Source organism: Streptomyces dysideae (genome assembly GCF_001514305.1).
Lineage (GTDB): Bacteria > Actinomycetota > Actinomycetes > Streptomycetales > Streptomycetaceae > Streptomyces > Streptomyces dysideae.
Window position 1 is genome coordinate 22838 of sequence record NZ_KQ949093.1, and the last position, 19266, is coordinate 42103.

The window sequence follows — 19266 nt, forward strand, 5'->3', positions numbered from 1 at the left end:
GCACCATGCGCACGACGACCATCCGGCTCAGACTCTGCGGGGCGCTCGCGACCGTCCTGGTCGCGGCCGGCATCGCGAGCGGCCCGGCCGCCCAGGCGGACGAGCGGCCCCCGACGCTCGCCGAACTCGCCCAGGAGCACGGCCGCTACTACGGCAGCGCCACCGACAACCCCGAGCTCACCGACGGGCCGTACAAGGCCCTCCTCGGCAGCGAGTTCGACCAGATCACCCCCGGCAACGGCATGAAGTGGTACGCCACCGAGCCCCAGCAGGGTGTCTTCGACTTCGCCAAGGGCGACGAGATCGTGAACCTGGCCCGGGCCAACCACCAGAAGGTGCGCGGCCACACCCTGGTCTGGCACAGCCAGCTGCCCGGCTGGCTCACCGGGCGTGAGTGGACGGCGCCCGAGCTGAGGGCCGTACTGAAGAAGCACATCCAGACGGAGGTACGGCACTACCGCGGCAAGGTCTTCGCCTGGGACGTCGTCAACGAGGCGTTCAACGAGGACGGCACCTATCGCGAGACGGTCTTCTACAAGACACTCGGCCCCGGCTACATCGCCGACTCCCTGCGCTGGGCCCGGCAGGCCGATCCGCGCGTCAGGCTCTATCTGAACGACTACAACATCGAGGCGGTCGGCCCGAAGAGCGACGCCTACCACCGGCTGGCCAAGAAGCTGAAGGCGCGGGGCGTCCCGCTCGACGGCATCGGCATGCAGGCCCATCTGGCGCTCCAGTACGGCTATCCGACGTCGCTGGAGGACAACCTGCGGCGCTTCTCCCGGCTCGGCCTCGACACCGCGCTCACCGAGGTCGACGTACGCATGCTGCTGCCCGCGGACGACGCGAAGCTGGCCACGCAGGCGCAGTGGTACCGGGATCTGACCGAGGCGTGTCTCGCGGTGCGGCGGTGTGTCGGCGTCACTCTGTGGGACTACACCGACAAGTACTCGTGGATCCCGGCGTTCTTCCCGGGGGAGGGTGCCGCGCTGCCGTGGGACGAGGAACTGCGGCCGAAGCCTGCCTACTTCGCGATACGGGAGGCGCTGGGCGACGAGTAGCGGGGGAGGGGCGCCTCACTCGTCCGAGGCGCCCCCTTCCCACGTCAGGTCGGGGGCGCTGTGCTCGCGCGCACCACCAGCTCGGTCCCCAGCTCCACCCGCGGTGAGTCCGGCTGTTCGTCGCGGGCCAGCTTCAGGGCCGTGCGGACGGCCAGTTTGCCCATGTCGGCGAGGGGCTGGCGGACCGTCGTGAGCGGCGGCGCCGACCAGCGGACTTCCGGAAGGTCGTCGAAACCGACCACGCTCATGTCCTCCGGGACCCGCAGCCCGCGCCGCCGCAGCGCCTCGATCGCGCCGAGTGCCATCTGGTCGCTGGCCGCGAAGACGGCCGTCGGGGGTTGGGGCAGGTCGAGGAGCGCGTTGCAGCCCTTGAAGCCGGACTCGGGGTGGAAGTCGCCGGGGACGACGAGGGTGTCGTCGACGGTGACGCCGGCGCCCTCCAGGGCCGCGCGGTAGCCGTCGTAGCGGGCTCGGGAGCAGAGCAGCCGGGGTGGGCCGGCGATCAGGGCGATCCTGCGGTGGCCCAGCGCCAGCAGGTGTTCGGTGGCCGCCATGCCGCCCGACCAGTTGGCTGCGCCGATGGTGGGGACGTCCAGCGCCGGGGAGCCCGCCGGGTCCACGACGACCAGCGGGACGCCGAGGATGCGCAGCTCCTCGTGCAGCACCGGCTCCAGGGCCGAGGTGACGAGGATGACGCCGTCGGAGGCCCGGGCCCGCAGGTTCCGCATCCACTCACGGGCGTCGCCGGTACGGCCGTGTATCGCCGACACCACCGTGCCGACCCCGGCCGCGTGGGCGACCTCCTCCACGCCCCGGATGATCTCCACCGCCCAGGGGCTGTCGAGGTCGTTGAAGACCAGGTCCAGCAGGGCGGCGCGGGTGCCGGCGGCCGCGGGGCGCTTGCGGTAGCCGTGCCGGCGCAGCAGGTCCTCGACGCGGGCCCGGGTGCTGGGCGACACGTCGGACCTGCCGTTGACCACCCGGGACACGGTCGGCACCGAGACCCCGGCCTGCCGGGCGATCTCGGTGATCGTGACCTTGCCCCCGGCCTTCGCGGCCTCCTCGGCGTCGGCCTCGTGAGCTGCCAATTCCCCACCTCCGTCGACGGGTCGCACATCCGCCCCCTACCGCACCGGACGAGCGCGCGAAACTTCCAGAAGTCTTCCGGAAAACGAGCGGCCGTGGGAAGGGAGGCGCGACCATGACCGCATCCACCCCATGGAACTACGTGGAGTGATCGCCCCCGGACATACGTCGGGGCCGGCTCGCAGCAGTCGTGTCTGCGAGCGGCCCCTCTGAATACGCCGGGCGGTCCGTCGCTCCGCCCGGGTACCGCTCAGGCGGCGGTCATCACCCGGTCGGTGCCCTGTGGGCGGTGCGGGGCGATGATCTGGCCGTCCGGCAGGAGCTCACCGGTGTCCTCGAAGAGCAGAACGCCGTTGCACAGCAGGCTCCATCCCTGTTCCGGGTGGTGCGCCATGAGACGGGCGGACTCCCGGTCGGCGGATTCTGCTGACGGACACGGTGGCTGGTGCTGACACATGGGTGGGATCTTTCGCTTTGTCGTGGTTTTCATGTCGCCCCCGTTGTGATAAGTCGGTCGGAACCCAGTGTTGCCCCACGGGCGTCATTCCGCTGGGATTTCGCAGCACAGCTTCTTACAGGTTGATGACGCTGGAACCCGGACGGACGGTTCATCCCAACGGCACTGTCTCTTCGGGGGGTTCGGGATGGCCGAATGGGGCTAGTGCCCCAACAGGCAACGTTCGCCCCGTCGCGGCGTCCGGTACGCTCCCCCACTGCCTTAAGGGCGTGGGAGGTGCCCCCACTCGCCGCACCGGGCACAAACCCAGGTACGTCCAGTACGAGGGCTTGTACCCGGCACGCCGAGAGCACGCACCGGACGCCGCTCCCTAACGGGCGAACGTTGCCTGCCGGGGCACTAGTCCGGACGGGGTGCGCCCCTTAATTCGCTCGTACGAGCATGAGGTCGCCCGGAATAGCGCCGTACCCCGCTGCCCGGAATTCGGCAGTGGGGTACGAGGACGGGCGCGGTGTGTGCGGTCAGGCGGGTGAGCCGAGCAGGGGTGCGGGCGTCGCCCGATGGGTCAGCACCGGGAGCAGTTCGGAGACCCGGTGCGGGCGGTGTGCCGCGATGCCGGGCGGGGCCGGTGCGAGCGGGACGAGCAGATCGGTGGCGGCGGGGTGGCCGGTGGTGCCGTCGGCGGAGCAGTCGCCGTGCAGCCAGAGAGTCAGCATGTAGAGGCCGGGGACCGACAGCAGGCGCGCCTGGTAGGGCTGCTTCATCGTCTCGGCCTGGCGCAGCGCGTGCTCTGTGGAGGCGATGTACGGACCCTCGAAGAAGTGCGAGAAGGTCCAGCCGTCGGCCGTCAGTCGGGTCTCGGCTGCGGCCACGGCGCGGTCGCCGCAGCGGATCAGGAAGCGCCAGCCGGCCAGTCGGGTGGCGGCCACGCCGGCGGGGGTGATCTCGTCCAGGACGTGTACGGGCAGGGGGAGTTCGGGGGTGGCGGGGCCCTGGGCGGCGCGCAGGGAGGGAGTTCGGGCCTCGCGGACCGCGGTGGGCGAGCCGAGTGCGGTCAGGACGGAGCGAAGTGCGGGCGCGGGAGCCGGGGGTACATGCAGCGGCATGGTGGGTCGCCTCTCTCATTCGACAGGCATGGTGGCGCGAGGGCGTTTGCGGACGGCGCTGTCAGCTCACGGGGTCAGAGAGGCGGGGGCCGGGGTCTGGGAATCAGGAACGTGGGTGAGGCCTGCCGTACGTCACCATGACGGCAGGTTCCTTCGACCGCGGGCGCCGCCCTCTGCCTGTTCGCGGAGTTTATACGACATGTGTTCAGACGGTGTTTCGTCTAGCCGTTTCCGGCGCACTCGGCAAGAGCTCACCCAGTCGGTGATACGCGGGAATCATCCCGATTCCAGGAGGGGTGCACGGCGATGACCTCGGAAAATGCCCGGGGCGCGGTAGGCCAATTCTCATCGGCGTTTTTCACGAGTTCGTGAGGTGCCGGAAACTGCGCAGTGCCGCATGCCCGGTGAATGTGCCGCCGGTCACCTCGCCAGAGTAGCGGGCGCCGGGCCCGTGTGGGACGTTATCGATCGCTTCCGCTGGGCATCATCCCACCTGACCGGGACACCGGCGGGCGGACCCTGGGGGCTGCCCATCCGAGGAGGGACGCTTCGATGGGGGAGAAGGTCGTGGCAGGTCGGTTCGATCTGTCCGATCGGCAGCAGTACCGCGACAAGCTCCGGCAGTGCCTGACGGGGCTGGAGCGGCTGCTGGCCCAGCAGCGGTTCGATCGCCCCAAGAACCTGATGGGCCTGGAGATCGAATTGAATCTCACCGGGGCCGACGGCATGCCGAGAATGTTGAATGCGGAGGTGCTTGAGCGGATCGCGAGCCGAGATTTCCAAACAGAACTCGCCATGTTCAACCTGGAAGTCAACATAGCCCCACACCGATTGGGTGGCCGGGTATTCGACAGGCTGGCCGAAGAACTCCGTACCTCACTGGCATATGCGGACCGAAAAGCGGGTGAGCTCGACGCGGGAATCGTGATGATCGGCATCCTGCCGACGCTCGACCGGGACGACCTGGTCTCCTCGAACCTTTCCGCCGTCGACCGCTACATGCTGCTCAACGACCAGATCGTGGCCGCCCGCGGCGAGGACTTCGTGCTCGACATAGCCGGCGTGGAGCGCCTGACCTGCACGTCGAAGTCCATAGCCCCGGAGGCCGCCTGCACGTCCGTGCAGCTGCACCTCCAGGTCACCCCGGGCCGGTTCGCCGACGTGTGGAACGCCGCCCAGGCGATCGCCGCGGCCCAGGTCGCCGTCGGCGCCAACTCGCCCTTCCTGTTCGGGCGCGAGCTGTGGCGGGAGTCCCGGCCGCCACTGTTCCAGCAGTCCACCGACACCCGCCCGCCCGAGCTGCAGGCCCAGGGTGTGCGGCCCCGCACCTGGTTCGGGGAGCGGTGGATCTCCTCGGCGTACGACCTCTTCGAGGAGAATCTGCGCTACTACCCGGCCCTCCTGCCGATCTGCGACGACGAGGACCCGCTCCAGGTCCTCGACGAGGGCGGCGTCCCGACCCTCGCCGAGCTCGTCCTGCACAACGGCACGGTGTACCGCTGGAACCGCCCGGTCTACGGCATCGCCGACGGCGTCCCGCACCTGCGTGTCGAGAACCGTGTCCTGCCCGCCGGGCCCACCGTCACGGACGTCATCGCCAACGCGGCCTTCTACTACGGCGTCGTCCGCGCCCTCGCCGAGGAGTCGCGGCCGGTGTGGAGCCGGCTGCCCTTCGAGGCGGCCGCCGCCAACTTCGACGAGGCTTGCCGGCACGGCATCGACGCCCGCCTCGAATGGCCCCGGCGCGGCCGCTACGGCGGCACGGCACAGATCGACGCGGTCACCCTCGTACGCGACGAACTGCTGCCGCTCGCCGAGGTCGGCCTGGACGCGTGGGGCGTCGAACCCGCCGACCGCGACCTGTACCTGGGCGTGATCGAGGAACGGTGCCGGCGCCGCGCCAACGGTGCGACCTGGCAGGCGGCGACCTTCCACCGGGCCCTGGAGACCGGCCTCACCCGGGAGGCGGCGCTGGCCGCGACGACCCGGCGGTACCGCGAGCTGATGCATCACGGGGAGCCGGTGCACACCTGGCCGGTGGGGCTGCCGGAGCCGGTGCCGCTGGGGTGACGGGCGCGTGGGCGGGGGCCCCTGCCGCCCGCCTCATACTGATCGGGCAAGCTGTGACGTCCCATGACAGTGGGAGTCGGGCCCCGTGCGGTATGAGCCGGGATCACTCAGTTGGAGGCAGGTGTGCAGGCGGAGCAGGGCCCCGTGGCCGATTCTTTTCCGCAGGAACGGCCCTCACGGCGGATCCTCCGTCACGAGACGCTGCTCGTCCTGGGCCTCTCGCTCGGTGCGAGCGGAGTGTCCGCCCTGATCAGCTTTGTCGGCTCGGTCACCAAACCCGGAGGCCTCAAGGACCAGGCAGCCACCCTCAACGCCTCGGCCGCGCCCGGCCGTCCCTGGCTGGACCTCGCCTGGCAGCTCTTCGGCATCGCGACGGCGCTGGTGCCCGTCGCACTCGTCGCGCACTTCCTGCTGCGCGAGGGGAAGAGCCTGCGCACCCTGGGCTTCGACCGCACCCGGCCCTGGCCGGACCTCGGCCGGGGCGCCGCGATCGCGGCGGTGATCGGCAGCACCGGAATCGCCTTCTACCTGGCCGCACGCGGGCTCGGCTTCAACCTCACCGTGGTGGCCGAGGCGCTGCCCGAGGTGTGGTGGAAGTACCCGGTGCTGATCATGTCCGCGCTGCAGAACGCCATCGTCGAAGAGGTCATCGTCGTCGGCTTTCTGTTGCGCCGGCTGGGCCAGCTGGGCTGGACGCCGGGGACCGCGCTGGTGGCCAGTTCCGTACTACGCGGCTCGTACCACCTGTACCAGGGCATCGGCGGCTTCCTCGGCAACATGGCGATGGGCGTGGTGTTCGTGTGCCTGTACCGCCGGTGGGGGCGGGTTGGGCCCCTGGTCGTGGCGCACTCACTGCTCGACATCGGGGCGTTCGTGGGCTACGCGCTGCTGGCCGGGAAGGTGGGCTGGCTGCCGACGGCGTGAGGCTGTGACGGAGGGGCGTACGAGGATGTCGTACGCCCCTCTTCGTGTGCTCAGGCGTGCAGCTCGCCGTCGATGACGGTGACCGCGCGGCCGGTCAGCAGGGTGCGGTCGGCGCGGAGTTCGGTGCGGACGCGGCCGGAGCGGGGGGAGGCCTGGAGGCCGGTGAGTTCGGTGCGGCCGAGGCGCTCGGACCAATAGGGGGCCAGTGCGGTGTGGGCGCTGCCGGTGACCGGGTCCTCGTCGATGCCGACGTTCGGGAAGAAACAGCGGGAGACGAAGTCGTAGCCCCGGGAGGGATCTTCCGCCCGGGCGGTGGCGATGATCCCGCGCTCGGCGTGGCCGGCCAGGGCCCTGAGGTCGGGCCTGAGGGCGTGGACCGTCTTCTCGTCGGCGACCTCGAGCAGCAGGTCGCCGATGTTCGGGCCGGTGTCGAAGGCGGCGCGCGGCTCGGCGCCCAGCGCGTCGGCGACCCCGTCCGGGAGCTCGACGGTGGTGAGTGGGGCGGTGGGGAAGTCCAGGGTGATCGAACCGTCCTCGCGGGGCGTGGCGACGAGGACACCACTGCGGGTGGCGAACCGCACCGGCCCCTCGTGCGCGGCGGTGGTGTGCAGGACGTGGGCCGTGGCGAGCGTGGCGTGCCCGCACATCGCCACCTCGGTGACGGGCGTGAACCACCGCAGCGCCCAGTCGGCCGCGCCGCCCTCCGGCAGCCGGTGGGCGAACGCCGTCTCGGCATGGTTGACCTCCATGGCCACGCTCTGGAGCCAGTCGTCCGCGGGGAAGGCGTCGAGGAGGAGCACACCGGCCGGGTTACCGGAGAAGGGGCGGTCGGTGAAGGCGTCGACGATTCGGATGCGCATGACGCTGACGCTAGGGGGTGCTGGGAGGGGTGGGCCAAGGCCAATTCGCGGGTGGTGGACCGACTTTGGCGCCGGCGGCGGGAGGGGGGCAGCGTGATGGAACGCCGCCGGTCGACGAGGAGCGTCAGCGAGTCGGGGCCTCCCGACCCTGTCCGACGGCTACTGCGGCAGCGGACGGTCGTCCACGACGTGCTTCATGACCAGCGTGGACGTCAGACGCTGGACGCCCGCCAAGGTGGCCAGTCGCTCGTCGTAGAGCTGCTGGAAGGCCGCGAGGTCGGCGGTGGCTACGCGCAGCAGGTAGTCGGGGTCGCCGAACAGGCGCTGGGCCTGGATCACGTGCGGGACCGCGGCCACGCCCTGTTCGAAGGCGGCGACCGTGTCGCGGTCCTCCCAGCGTAGGGTGACGAAGACCAGGGCCTCGAAGTTCAGGCCGACGGAGGACGGGTCCACGACGGCGCGGTAGCCGCGGATCGCGCCCGTTCTCTCGAGGTCCCGCAGGCGCCGGTGGCACGGCGAGACGCTCAGCTTCACGCGGGCGGCCAGCTCGGTCACGGTCAGTCGGCCGTCCTGCTGCAGCTCGGTGAGAATCTTCCGGTCCAGGTCATCCATGGGGGAGATTATCCCCGAGGTATGCGGGTTACGGGAAAGCTCGGGACACCATCCGGCCGGGACCGCCTCATCTTCCCTCCGCCGGGACGGGAGAGCCGGGCGAACGCTTACCGTGTGCCCACTGGAAGTGTTCGGCGTCCAGCAGACGCTGATCTGTGCGAAGGGACGAATCGAACAGTGAGGATCTCGCAGCGAGCCGAGGCCGTCGCCCCGTTCTACGCGATGGAGTTCGGCAAGCATGCCGCGGCGCTGGAGGCCCAGGGCCACCACGTCGTCAAGCTCAGCCTCGGCGAGCCGGACTCCGGCGCGCCCCCGGCCGTCCTGAACGCCATGCGCGAGGCCATGGACGGACGGCCCATGCCGTACACGGCGGCGCTCGGGCTGCCGGAGCTGAGGCAGGCGATCGCGCGGTTCTACGACGACCAGCACGGCGTCGACGTCGATCCGGCCCGCGTCGTCGTGACCGCCGGAGCCTCGGCCGCCCTGGTGCTGGCCACCGCCGCCCTCGTCGATCCCGGCGACGAGGTGCTCATCGGGGACCCGTCGTACCCCTGCAACCGGCAGATCGTGGAGAGCTTCGGCGCCGACGTCACCCTCGTCCCGACCACCGCCGCGACCCGTTTCCAGCTGGACGCGGCATCCGTGCGCTCGCACTGGTCGGACCGGACCCGCGGCGTCATGATCGCCACCCCGTCGAACCCGACCGGCACCTCGATTCCGGCCGACGAACTGGCGGCGATCTGCGGCCTCGCCCGCGAGCGCGACGCCTGGCGCATCGTCGACGAGATCTACCTCAACCTCAGAGACCACGACGACCAGGTCCGGCCCCCGCGCAGCGCACTGTCGACCGACCCCGACGCCGTCGTCATCAACAGCTTCTCCAAGTACTTCGGCATGACCGGCTGGCGGCTCGGCTGGTGTGTCGTGCCGGAGATCCTGGTGCCGGCGATGGAGCGACTGGCGCAGAACTACTTCCTCTGTGCCTCCGCCCCCGCCCAGCACGCCGCTCTCTCCTGCTTCACCCCCGAGTCCCTCGCGGTCTGCGAGGCCCGCCGCACCGAGTTCGGCGAGCGGCGCGCCCTCGTCCTCGACGACCTGGCACGGATCGGACTGCCGGTTCCCGTGCCGCCCGACGGCGCGTTCTACGTCTACTTCGACGTCGCCGGTACGGGACTCACCTCCTGGGAGTTCTGCGAACGCGCCCTGCGGGAGGCGCACGTCGCGCTCACGCCGGGGCGGGACTTCGGCAGGTACACCGCGGAGACCCACGTACGGCTCTCCTACGCGGCGTCGGCCGACGACCTTCGCGAGGGCATCGCACGGCTCGGAAAGTTCGTCGCCGCTCTCAGGTGACCGCGGTAGCGCGGTGGGTCAGAGCGCCGAGGCCGCGCTGTGCAGGTTCTTGGCGGCCAGAGCGAGGCCTTCGGTCTGGGAGTAGGCGGCGTCCTCGTGCTCGATGTTCACGGCCATGGCCGGGTCGCTCTCGGCGAGGGCGCGCAGGAACCCGGTCCAGAAGGGGACGTCGTTGCCGAGCCCGACTGCGACGAACTTCCACGCCGGGTTCTCCGGCCAGGCGTTGCACCAGAAGCCGTAGCCGGTGGGCACGCGGGTGAACGACGTGTCCAGTACGCCGCGGATGTCGGCGCCGGGGCAGAGCGTCGCGTCCTTCGCGGCGGCGTGGAACACCAGAGGGCCCAGCCACTTGATGGCAGCGATGATGTCCATGCCCTGCCACATCAGGCGGGAGGGGTCCATCTCCGCGCCGACGTCGGTCGCACCGGTCTCGTCGACGAGCCGCTTGAGCGTGACGGGGGAGCACCACGTTGTGCGGGTGCATCTCGATGGCCACCCGGACGTCGTTCTCCCGAGCCAGCGCGTCGATCTCCTTCCGGAACTCGACGGCGACACCCCACTGGTAGTCCAGGACGTCCATGTAGACGCCGTCCCACGGGTTCACGACCCGGGACGGGTACGTGCGCCGCCATGGCCTCGACGAGCACATCCTGCACGGCGACCACACCGAGGCGGTCGGCGAGCGGGCGGCCCGCCAGTTCCTCGAGGGTGCCGAACTGCCCACCGCCGTCGTCGCGTTCAACGACCAGTGCGCCATCGGCGTTCTGACCGCGCTGGGTCGCGCCGGTGTCGCCGTCCCGGGCCGGGTCTCCGTGGTCGGCTACGACGACGACACCCTCTCCCGCCTGAGCTGCTTCAACCTGACCACGGTCAGCCAGGGGGCCCGGGAGCAGGCCCGACACGCGGTGACCGCCGCCGTCGAACGCCTCGACCAGGACCGCACCGAACCCCGCGAGGTCGTGCTCGCTCCGCACCTGGTCGTCCGCGGCACCACGGCCGAACCCTCCTGACCTGAAATCTCAGTCGCCTTCCTCCCTGAGGTTGTCATGCCAACTGTTCCGATATATCGTTGAGGCATCGCGACAGATCAACGACTGAATGGAGTGATTGCGATGCGTTCCCATGGATTCGAACGTGGACACGGCCGTGAGGGCAGGGGCGGTTTCGACGGTCGGCGTGGCGCCTTCGGGCCCTTCGGGCCGGGCGGTTCCGGTGGCTTCGGTGGGCCTGGCTTCGGGCCGGGCCCCTGGGGGCCAAGGGGCCGGGGCGGACCGAGGGGGAGGGCGCGGCGCGGTGACGTACGCGCGTCGATCCTCGCGCTGCTCAAGGACCGGCCCATGCACGGGTACGAGATGATCCAGGAGATCGCCGAGCGCAGCGGCGGGGCGTGGAAGCCCAGCCCCGGCTCGGTGTACCCCACCCTTCAGCTGCTGGAGGACGAGGGCCTGATCACCAGTGAGACCGAGGGCGGCAAGAAGCTGTTCTCGCTCACCGAAGCGGGCCGTACCGCCGCCGAGGAGGGTTCCGAGGCGCCCTGGGAGGAGGCCTCGCGGGGCGTCGACTGGGAGGCCCTCGGTGAGATCCGGCAGGCCGGCTTCGGTCTGATGGAGGCCTTCAGCCAGGTCTGGAAGACCGGCAGCAAGGAGCAGCGCGAGAAGGCGCTGGCCGTCATCAACGAAGCCCGCAAGAAGCTGTATCTGATCCTCGCCGACGAGGACTGACGGCCTGCCCGCCGTGCGAAGAGGCGCCCCGTGGAGCGATCCGTGGGGCGCCTTCGTGTATCCGGTTCCCGGTGGCTCAGGTCACCAGCCCCGCCAGCTTCCGCAGCGACTCGTTCAACGCCGCCGTCGCCGAGTCCTTGAGCTTGCCCGCCATCAGCGACACCGCCGCGCCCGTGAACTCGCCGTCGATGCGCATCGTCGTGGCGTCGCCGTCGGGGGTCAGTGTGTAGCGCGTGGCGACGCTCACCGCCATCGGGCCCTTGCCGCGAATGGCCAGCACCCGCGCCGGCTCCAACTCCTCGATGGTCCACTCGACCTCGGCCGGAAAGCCCATCAGCTTCATGTTCTCCTGGAACGTCCCACCCACTTCGAGGGCCGCGGGACCGCCGTCGGGGAAGCTGGTGTGGGTCGCGTTCCACTCGCCGTGGGAGGGCCAGTCCGTGAGCCGGGCCCACACCTTCTCGGCCGGCGCCCCGATGCGTGCCTCCGCGCTGACTTCGGCCATGCGACCACCCCTTCGTGTCGGGCTACGGTGTCGCGGAACGTAGCCGCAGGGCCCGGAACATTCAATACTGATGAACCGTCAGAAAATGTGGAGACCGCTCAGGGCGCGGGCCTCAGCCGGCCAGCCGTATCACGCCGCGTCGAAGCGGCGGTTGCGTTCGTGGCGCACGGCAAGGCGACGCGCGCCCTTCCGGGAAAAGCGCGTGATCTCATCCGCAAGGAGGAGATTCCGGCCCGACATGTCCACTCTCCGTCGGACGCGAAAATGCTTCCTCCCGGGGATGACCGGATCCGACGGGACTGATGGGGTAGGGGATGTGCAACCCCGTATCCCCCGGCAGGCCACCCATGACCAGGGCGGTCGCCGCCCGGAACCCGCGGACGACGATGCCGGGCTCAGTGACGAGCTGGCAGCGGTGGTCTCCGGCGCCCGCCGCCGGGCCCTGCGGGACGGGGACCGGCAGATCGACTCGGCGCATCTCCTGCACTCCCTCCTGGAACGCGACCCCGACGTGTACGCCGTCTTCGGCGACGGCCCGCAGATCGCCCGGCTGCTCGGCTACCTCGTGCAGCGCAGCATCGGCTACGGCCTGCGCTGGCAGGGCAGCGTCGAGGACTCCGGCGCGGTGCCGGTGATGACGGCGGACGACGGCTTCTCCCCGCTCGCCGCGGGCGCGATGGAGTACGCCGGCGCGCGCGCCGCCCGCCGCGGCGACGGACCGGCCCGCGGCGTCGACCTGCTCGACGCGATCCTCGGGGACCCGCAGTCCCGCGCCGTCGAGGTGCTCGACCGCGCCGGGATCGACGCGGTCGCGGTACGGGCCCGGATCGCGAGCGCACTCGAGGAGTACGTCGGGGGCGGCGAAACCCGCCGCTGACGCGCCCCGGCGCAGTCCATCCGGTGAGACAGGTGTCATTGGGGGTGACGCTCATGTCATCGCCTGTCATCATGTGCCGGTGCGTATGTCAGAGAGCAGTCAGGTCGGCCGCGGAAAGGGCTTCGGGCTCGGTCTCGCCCTCGGGTCCGCGCTCGCCTTCGGTGGGTCCGGTGTCGCGGCCAAGCCGCTGATCGAGGCGGGACTCGACCCGCTCCATGTGGTGTGGCTGCGGGTGGCGGGCGCCGCCCTGGTGATGCTGCCGCTCGCCGTGCGCCACCGTGCGCTGCTGCGCCGCCGCCCGGCCCTGCTCGCCGGGTTCGGACTGCTCGGCGTGGCCGGTGTGCAGGCCTTCTACTTCGCCTCCATTTCCCGGATCCCCGTCGGGGTCGCGCTGCTCGTCGAGTACTTCGCGCCCGCCCTCGTGCTCGGCTGGGTGCGGTTCGTGCAGCGACGGCCGGTGACGCGCGCCGCCGCCCTCGGCGTGGTCCTCGCGGTCGGCGGCCTCGCCTGTGTCGTCGAGGTGTGGTCCGGTCTGAGCTTCGACGCCCTCGGGCTGCTCCTCGCGCTCGGCGCCGCCTGCTGCCAGGTCGGCTACTTCGTCCTGTCCGACCAGGGCACCGACTCCGGCGACGAGGCCCCCGACCCGCTCGGCGTCATCGCGTACGGCCTCCTCGTCGGCGCCGCCGTACTGACGGTCGTGGCCCGCCCCTGGTCCATGGACTGGTCGGTCCTCGCGAACGCCGCCGACATGAACGGCACGCCGGTCGCGGCCTGGCTGCTGCTGGCCTGGATCGTGCTGATCGCCACGGTCATCGCGTACGTCACCGGTGTGGTCGCGGTGCGCCGGCTGTCCCCGCAGGTCGCGGGTGTCGTGGCCTGCCTCGAAGCGGTCATCGCGACCGTCCTCGCCTGGTTCCTGCTCGGCGAGCACCTCTCGGCCCCGCAGATCGTCGGCGGCGCGGTCGTCCTGGTCGGCGCGTTCATCGCACAGTCCTCGACGCCCGCGAAGAACACCGGCGAGCCGGTGGCGAGCGGCGGTCCGGAAAGGGAGTTGTCCACCCGGGAGAGCGCCGCATAGGCTCATGATCATGCATTCACGCGCACTCGTTCTTCCGCCTCCGGCCGCCTGAGGCGGGCCCCCGGAACCACGCCCGGCAGGCCGCCGGGCGGAACGGTGCTGCCCGCAGAAGAAGTCCACGGACCCGGCTGACCCTGGGCTCCTCCCGAACTTCCGCGCACTTCTGCGCATCTGCGGAGACAATTCGTGTCGAAAGCTGCTTCCGGCCTGCCCATCGGGCGAGGCCTCCTCTATCTGACCGTCGCCGGTGCCGCCTGGGGCACCGCGGGTGCGGCCGCCGCCCTGGTCTACCGGGCCGGTGACATGGGGCCGATCGCCCTCTCCTTCTGGCGCTGCGCGGCCGGGTTCGTGCTGCTGCTCGCCGTCCATCTCCTGCGTCCCCGCGCCCGGACCGCCGTACGGCCGGAGCCGCGCGGCCGCAGGGTCTGGCGGGCCGGGGTCACGGGCGTCGCGCTCGCCGTGTTCCAGACGGCCTACTTCGCGGCCGTGGAGTCCACCGGACTCGCCGTCGCCACGGTCGTCACCCTCGGCGCCGGTCCCGTGCTCATCGCGCTCGGCGCCCGTCTGACCCTGGGGGAGCGGCTCGGGCGCGGTGGCCTGGCCGCCGTCGCCGGGGCGCTCGCCGGGCTGGGGGTGCTCGTGCTCGGCGGCGGGGACACGACCGTACGGCCGTGGGGCGTGCTGCTCGCGCTGGTGTCCGCCGCCGGGTACAGCCTGATGACGCTGCTTACCCGCCGGTGGGGCCGTTACGGCGGCGGTGACGCCGCTCGTACGAGCGTGGAGGCGTTCGCGGTCACGAGCCTGTGCCTGCTGCCGCTCGCCCTGGCCGAGGGGCTGGTCCCGTACACCGCCGAACCCGCCCTGCTACTGGGGCTGTTGGCATACATCGCGGCCGTCCCCACGGCCCTCGCCTACGCCCTCTACTTCGCGGGTGCGGCGGTCGTACGGGCCGCCACCGTGTCCGTGATCATGCTTCTGGAGCCGGTGAGCGCGGCGGCGCTGGCCGTCGTCCTGCTCGGCGAGCGGCTGACGGCGGCGACGGTGGTCGGCACGCTGCTGATGCTGGGTTCGGTCGCCGGGCTCGCGGCGGCGGAGGCACGCGGGGCCGCGGTCCCGGCGTGACACCGAGGGGCCCCTTCCCGTCCGGGCGAGGGGCCCCTTCCCGCACTGCCTTCCTACAGGGTCGCCAGGTAGTCGGGGACCGTGACGCCGGGGACCAGGCCGGCGTCGGCGACCGGGACCTCGTAGCCCTTGCGGAGCGGGACGACGCCGGCCCAGTGGGGGAGGGCGAGGTCCTCGGGCTCGTCGTTCACGCCGCCGGTACGGAGCTTGGCGGAGACCTCGTCCAGGTCGAGGCGGATCACCGCGGTGGCGGCCAGCTCCTTCTTGTTCGCGGGCCGCGAGTCCGCCGCCCGGCCCGGTACGACATGGTCGACCAGCGCGTCCAGGGCGGCTCGCTTCTCCTCAACGTCGGTCACGTCATGGGCGATGCCGTGCACCACCACGGACCGGTAGTTCATCGAGTGGTGGAAGGCCGAGCGGGCCAGGATCAGCGCGTCGACATGCGTGACCGTCAGACACACCGGCAGCCCCGGATCGGCCTGGCCCGTCATCCGCAGCGGACGCGAACCGGTCGAGCCGTGCACGTACAGCCGCTCGCCGACCCGGCCGTACAGCGTCGGCAGCACGACCGGCGCGCCGTCCCGGACGAAGCCGAGGTGGCAGACATGGCCCTCGTCGAGTATCGCGTGCACCAGTTCCCTGTCGTACGACGCCCGGTCCGCGGAGCGGGTGGGGACGGTGCGGTCGGTCGGCGTGTAGTGGGCGGGCTGCGACGTCGGCTGCTGCGGGGTCCTCTGCATTGCGCTCTCCATTGCACTAGTGCACAATCTGATTTGTGCTAGGAGAATATCGGATCGAAGGGCGGGGCGCAGCCGAGATTGCGGCGAGCGTCGAGCGCGGTGTGGGGTCCGGAGAGCTGGAACCGGGACAACTGCTGCCGTCGATGCGGGAGTTGGCAGTCGAGCTGGGCGTGAACCCCAACACCGTCGCCGCCGCGTACCGCATCCTGCGTGAGCGCGGGGTCATCGAGACCGCGGGGCGCCGGGGCAGCAGGGTGCGGTCCAAGCCGGCCACCACCGGGCGCGAGTACGTCCGTGTGGAGGTGCCCGAGGGCGTGCGGGACGTGGAGAACGGCAACCCCGATCCGGCGCTGCTGCCGCCGCTGGCGAAGGCGTTCGCGGCGGCAGCGGAACAGGGCGACCGCGAGCCGGTCCTGTACGGAGAGGCCGCGATGGAGCCCGAACTGGTGCGCATCGCCCGGGCCGAGCTGGACGCCGGCGGGGTACCGGACGGGCCCCTCGCCGTCACGTCCGGATCACTCGACGCCATCGAGCGAGTCCTCGTGGCCCACCTCAAGCCCGGCGACACCGTCGCTGTCGAGGACCCCGGCTGGGGCAGCCTCCTCGACCTGGTCCCGGCGCTCGGCCTGCGCACCGTCCCCGTCGGAGTCGACGACGAGGGACCGCTCCCCGGCGACGTACGCCGCGCTCTCGCCGCCGGCGCCCGCGCCCTGATCGTCACGGACCGGGCGCAGAACCCCACCGGCGCCGTGGTGAGCGCCACGCGCGCGCGTGCCCTGCGTTCCGTGCTCCGGGAGCACCCGGAGACCCTGCTGATCGACGACGACCACGGCCACGGCATCGTCGACCTACCTGTCTGTCCGCTGGCCGGCGTCACCCGCAGCTGGGCCTTCGTCCGCTCGGTCGCCAAGGCGTACGGCCCGGACCTGCGGCTCGCCGTGCTCACCGGCGACCCCGTCACCGTCGACCGGGTGCGCGGACGTCAGCGGCTCGGGCCCGGCTGGGTCAGCCGCATCACCCAGCGGGCCGTCGCACGGCTCTGGGCCGACGGCGCGGTGGATCCCACGTCGGTGGCGGCGGCGTACGGCAGACGCCGTGACCTGCTGATCGGCGCCCTGGCGGAGCGCGGGGTCGAGGCCCACGGCCGCAGCGGCCTCAACGTATGGATCCCCGTCCCCGACGAGACCGGCGCCGTCGCCCGCCTCCTGCACGCAGGCTGGGCCGTCGCCCCCGGCGCCCGCTTCCGCATGAACGCCCCGCCCGGCATCCGGATCACGGTCTCGACCCTGACCGAGCCCGAGACGGCACCCTTGGCGGACGCCGTCGCGGCGGCGATCGGGCCGGCGCCGGCGCGGAGGTATGTGTAGCGGCTCGGCTCCGCTTGGCTTCGGTGCGCGGGGCGATTGTGGTGTCTGTAGGGCGTCCTGAGCGGGACGAGGTCGGCGCGTACTCCGAGGTGTGTCCGGCGGCTTGGCTTCGGTGCGTGGGCGTCTGTGGTGTCTGTCGGGCGTCCAGAGTGGGATGAGATCGCCGCGCTCCGAGGTGTGTCTGGCGGCTCCGCTCGTCCTCGGCGCGATGGGCGACCCTGGCGTCTGCTCGGACGTCCCGAGCGGGACGAGATCGCCGCACTCTCCCACCGGCGCGCCCGCACGGTGAGGCCGCCGGGCGTGAGCGCGTCGTGCAGCGCGGCCGGCGCGCGCGACCACCGGTCCGCGGGAGGGCGGACCGGTGCCGTGTTACGACCTGACCTCGGCCCGCGGCTCCGCCTGCGCGCCCGGCCCGGCCTCGGAACGCGGGGGCGTCCGAAGCACAGCCCCGGCGCTCTCCCCTACCCGCCCCCTCGGCCGCGCCTGCGTCAGTGCCGCCCCCGCCAGCACGATCACCGCGCCCACCGGTGTCGACCAGGTCAGTGACTCGCCCAGCAGGGCGACGCCCGCGGCCGTGGCGATGACCGGGATGAAGTACGTGACCATCTGGGCCGTCGTCGGGCCGACCTCGGCGACCAGGCCGTACTGGAGGAGGACCGCCAGGCCCGTGCCGAGCGCGCCCAACGCCACGATCGAGAGCAGGGGAAGGAGGGGGAATTCGGTCGGCACCGAGGTGAACAGTGGGGTCACTAGCGCCAGTTGGAGCGTCGCCAGCAGCAACTGGGCGCCGGTCAGGGACAGGTGCGAGTGGCCGGAGCCGGCCAGGGTGCGGCGGACGTAGATCCAGCCGATCGGGTAGCCGAGTGAGGCCAGCAGGGCCATCGCCGTGCCCGTGGCGTCCAGGCCGTGGAAGCCCTGCCAGGCGCCGAGCACCGTCAGGACGCCGAGGAAGCCGAGACCGAGGCCGGCGACGCGGAGTCGGGTCGGACGGTCTTCGGAGAGCGCGACCAGGGACAGGGCCATGCCCCACAGCGGCGACGTCGCGTTGCAGATGCCCGCGAGCGTGGACGGGATCGTCAGCTCCGAGTAGGCGAACAGTGAGAAGGGCAGCGCGTTGAGGAGAAACGCGGCGACCGTCAAGTGCCCCCACGTCCGCGCCCCGCGCGGCAGCCGCTCCCGCTTCGCCGCCATCGCCGCCGCGAGTACCGCCGTACCGAACACCAGGCGGCCGAGGGTGACTTGGAAGGGGGCGAAGCCCTCGGTGCCCACCTTGATGAGCAGGAAGCTGAATCCCCAGATGAGGGAGAGGGCGGCGAAACGCAGACGCCAGTTGACGGTAGCCATGGGCATCACGATGCGTCACCACAACCTCGTAGCACAAGCGAGATCTCGCGCACGGTATCTCGTAGTATTACTTACATGTTGAACCTGGAGCGCCTGCGCACCCTCGACGCCCTGGCCCGGCACGGCTCGGTCAGTGGAGCCGCCGAGGGGCTGCACATCACGACGTCGGCCGTCTCGCAGCAGATGTCCAAGCTGGAGCGGGAGGTCGGCCAGCAGCTCCTCGCCAAGAACGGCCGCGGCGTGCGGCTCACGGACGCCGGCCGGCTGCTCGCCGAGCACGCGGCGCGCATCCTGTCGCAGGTCGAACTCGCCCAGTCCGACCTGGAGGCGCAGCGCGGACAGGTGGTGGGCGAGCTGCGGCTGGCCGCGTTTCCGACCGCCGCGCGCGGGCTGTTCCCGGCCGCGCTCTCCGCCCTGCGCGCGGAACATCCCGCGCTGCGCCTGCGCTCCTGCGAGCTGGAACCGGAGAGCGGCATCGCCGGAGTGATCCGTGGCGACCTCGACCTGGCCGTGGTGCTCGACTGGTACAACAAGCCGATGGCGCTGCCCGAGGGCCTGGTCAAGGCGCACATCCTGGACGACCCCGCAGAGGTGGCGCTGCCGGCCGGGCACCGGCTCGCCGACCGGGACGAGGTGGACCTCACCGAGTTCGCCGAGGACGAGTGGATCACCTGGGGCGAGGGCGAGTTCTGCCACGAGTGGCTGATGTTCACGCTGCGTTCCAAGGGTGTCGAGCCGCTCCTCGGCCACCGCGCCCCCGAGACCCACACCCAGCTCGCGCTGGTCGCGGCGGGGCTCGGGGTGTGCATCGCGCCGCTGCTCGGGCGGCATCCGATGCCCGCCGGAGTGGTCACCGTGCCGCTGAAGCAGCGGGTGCGGCGCCATGTGTACGTCGTCTGGCGCGCGGACGCCGACCGCCGCCCGTCGATCCGGGCGGCGGTGCGGGCGCTGCGCGACGCCGGCGCGAAGGTCTCCTGACCGCC

At 71.5% G+C, this 19266-nt stretch carries 20 protein-coding genes; 11 read left to right on the top strand and 9 right to left on the bottom strand.

The window, feature by feature from the left end:
- The first annotated feature begins 5 nt into the window (after positions 1–5).
- A complete protein-coding gene (locus tag AQJ91_RS26850; RefSeq protein ID WP_067026609.1) occupies positions 6–1061 on the top strand; it encodes an endo-1,4-beta-xylanase in 1056 nt (351 codons plus the stop codon).
- A 44-nt stretch (positions 1062–1105) separates the two neighbouring features.
- Here AQJ91_RS26850 and AQJ91_RS26855 read toward each other — a convergent pair whose 3' ends face one another.
- The 3 genes from AQJ91_RS26855 to AQJ91_RS26865 form a co-directional block, all read right to left on the bottom strand.
- Positions 1106–2149 carry a LacI family DNA-binding transcriptional regulator gene (locus tag AQJ91_RS26855; protein WP_067026611.1) on the bottom strand — a complete coding sequence of 348 codons (1044 nt, stop codon included), beginning with the start codon at positions 2147–2149 and terminating at the stop codon, positions 1106–1108.
- 248 nt (positions 2150–2397) lie between these two features.
- Entirely contained in the window at positions 2398–2604 is a 207-nt protein-coding gene (locus tag AQJ91_RS26860; protein WP_067026612.1) for a DUF5999 family protein, read from the bottom strand.
- 521 nt (positions 2605–3125) lie between these two features.
- Entirely contained in the window at positions 3126–3710 is a 585-nt protein-coding gene (locus AQJ91_RS26865) for a hypothetical protein (protein ID WP_067026614.1), read from the bottom strand.
- A 552-nt stretch (positions 3711–4262) separates the two neighbouring features.
- On the opposite strand from AQJ91_RS26865, the gene AQJ91_RS26870 reads away from it, so the two are divergent.
- Positions 4263–5780, top strand: coding sequence for a glutamate-cysteine ligase family protein (locus AQJ91_RS26870; protein WP_067026616.1), 1518 nt, complete (start codon positions 4263–4265; stop codon positions 5778–5780).
- 123 nt (positions 5781–5903) lie between these two features.
- Positions 5904–6704, top strand: a complete 801-nt coding sequence (locus tag AQJ91_RS26875) for a CPBP family intramembrane glutamic endopeptidase (RefSeq protein WP_067026618.1) — start codon at positions 5904–5906, stop codon at positions 6702–6704.
- 50 nt (positions 6705–6754) lie between these two features.
- On the opposite strand, the gene AQJ91_RS26880 is transcribed toward AQJ91_RS26875, so the two are convergent.
- Complete coding sequence (locus tag AQJ91_RS26880) at positions 6755–7564, bottom strand: PhzF family phenazine biosynthesis protein (protein WP_067026620.1); 810 nt, start codon at positions 7562–7564, stop codon at positions 6755–6757.
- Positions 7565–7723: 159 nt separating this feature from the next.
- Positions 7724–8176, bottom strand: coding sequence for an Lrp/AsnC family transcriptional regulator (locus AQJ91_RS26885; RefSeq protein ID WP_067026622.1), 453 nt, complete (start codon positions 8174–8176; stop codon positions 7724–7726).
- 177 nt (positions 8177–8353) lie between these two features.
- On the opposite strand from AQJ91_RS26885, the gene AQJ91_RS26890 reads away from it, so the two are divergent.
- On the top strand, positions 8354–9529 hold the full coding sequence (locus tag AQJ91_RS26890; protein WP_199848032.1) for a pyridoxal phosphate-dependent aminotransferase: 1176 nt from the start codon (positions 8354–8356) through the stop codon (positions 9527–9529).
- A gap of 18 nt (positions 9530–9547) precedes the next feature.
- Here AQJ91_RS26890 and AQJ91_RS56010 read toward each other — a convergent pair whose 3' ends face one another.
- Positions 9548–9931, bottom strand: coding sequence for a hypothetical protein (locus tag AQJ91_RS56010; protein ID WP_234382952.1), 384 nt, complete (start codon positions 9929–9931; stop codon positions 9548–9550).
- Positions 9932–10149: 218 nt separating this feature from the next.
- Between AQJ91_RS56010 and AQJ91_RS26900 the strand changes: the two genes are divergently transcribed.
- Both AQJ91_RS26900 and AQJ91_RS50035 read left to right on the top strand, forming a co-directional pair.
- Positions 10150–10539 (top strand): LacI family DNA-binding transcriptional regulator, encoded by a 390-nt coding sequence (locus AQJ91_RS26900; protein WP_234382955.1) that lies wholly within the window; start codon positions 10150–10152, stop codon positions 10537–10539.
- A 102-nt stretch (positions 10540–10641) separates the two neighbouring features.
- Positions 10642–11250, top strand: a complete 609-nt coding sequence (locus AQJ91_RS50035; protein WP_079085203.1) for a PadR family transcriptional regulator — start codon at positions 10642–10644, stop codon at positions 11248–11250.
- A 76-nt stretch (positions 11251–11326) separates the two neighbouring features.
- Here AQJ91_RS50035 and AQJ91_RS26910 read toward each other — a convergent pair whose 3' ends face one another.
- A complete protein-coding gene (locus AQJ91_RS26910) occupies positions 11327–11755 on the bottom strand; it encodes a type II toxin-antitoxin system Rv0910 family toxin (protein WP_067026626.1) in 429 nt (142 codons plus the stop codon).
- A 316-nt stretch (positions 11756–12071) separates the two neighbouring features.
- Here AQJ91_RS26910 and AQJ91_RS26915 point away from each other — a divergent pair, with 316 nt between their 5' ends.
- The 3 genes from AQJ91_RS26915 to AQJ91_RS26925 all read left to right on the top strand — a co-directional run bounded on the left by AQJ91_RS26915 (position 12072) and on the right by AQJ91_RS26925 (position 14832).
- The gene (locus AQJ91_RS26915; RefSeq protein ID WP_067026628.1) at positions 12072–12632 is read left to right on the top strand and encodes a Clp protease N-terminal domain-containing protein; all 561 of its coding nucleotides are present in this window, start codon (positions 12072–12074) and stop codon (positions 12630–12632) included.
- 85 nt (positions 12633–12717) lie between these two features.
- On the top strand, positions 12718–13710 hold the full coding sequence (locus tag AQJ91_RS26920; RefSeq protein WP_199848042.1) for an EamA family transporter: 993 nt from the start codon (positions 12718–12720) through the stop codon (positions 13708–13710).
- A 186-nt stretch (positions 13711–13896) separates the two neighbouring features.
- Positions 13897–14832 carry a DMT family transporter gene (locus tag AQJ91_RS26925; protein ID WP_067026632.1) on the top strand — a complete coding sequence of 312 codons (936 nt, stop codon included), beginning with the start codon at positions 13897–13899 and terminating at the stop codon, positions 14830–14832.
- 53 nt (positions 14833–14885) lie between these two features.
- Here AQJ91_RS26925 and AQJ91_RS26930 read toward each other — a convergent pair whose 3' ends face one another.
- Positions 14886–15572 carry a pyridoxamine 5'-phosphate oxidase family protein gene (locus AQJ91_RS26930; RefSeq protein ID WP_067026635.1) on the bottom strand — a complete coding sequence of 229 codons (687 nt, stop codon included), beginning with the start codon at positions 15570–15572 and terminating at the stop codon, positions 14886–14888.
- Between the two features lie 35 nt (positions 15573–15607).
- Here AQJ91_RS26930 and AQJ91_RS26935 point away from each other — a divergent pair, with 35 nt between their 5' ends.
- Positions 15608–16939, top strand: coding sequence for an aminotransferase class I/II-fold pyridoxal phosphate-dependent enzyme (locus AQJ91_RS26935; protein ID WP_067026637.1), 1332 nt, complete (start codon positions 15608–15610; stop codon positions 16937–16939).
- A gap of 369 nt (positions 16940–17308) precedes the next feature.
- Here the strand turns inward: AQJ91_RS26935 and AQJ91_RS26940 are convergent, their stop codons facing one another.
- Positions 17309–18283: a DMT family transporter gene (locus tag AQJ91_RS26940; RefSeq protein ID WP_107122544.1), complete on the bottom strand. Its 975-nt coding sequence runs from the start codon at positions 18281–18283 to the stop codon at positions 17309–17311.
- Between the two features lie 75 nt (positions 18284–18358).
- Between AQJ91_RS26940 and AQJ91_RS26945 the strand changes: the two genes are divergently transcribed.
- Positions 18359–19261 (top strand): LysR family transcriptional regulator, encoded by a 903-nt coding sequence (locus AQJ91_RS26945; protein WP_067026640.1) that lies wholly within the window; start codon positions 18359–18361, stop codon positions 19259–19261.
- Positions 19262–19266 lie beyond the last annotated feature (5 nt).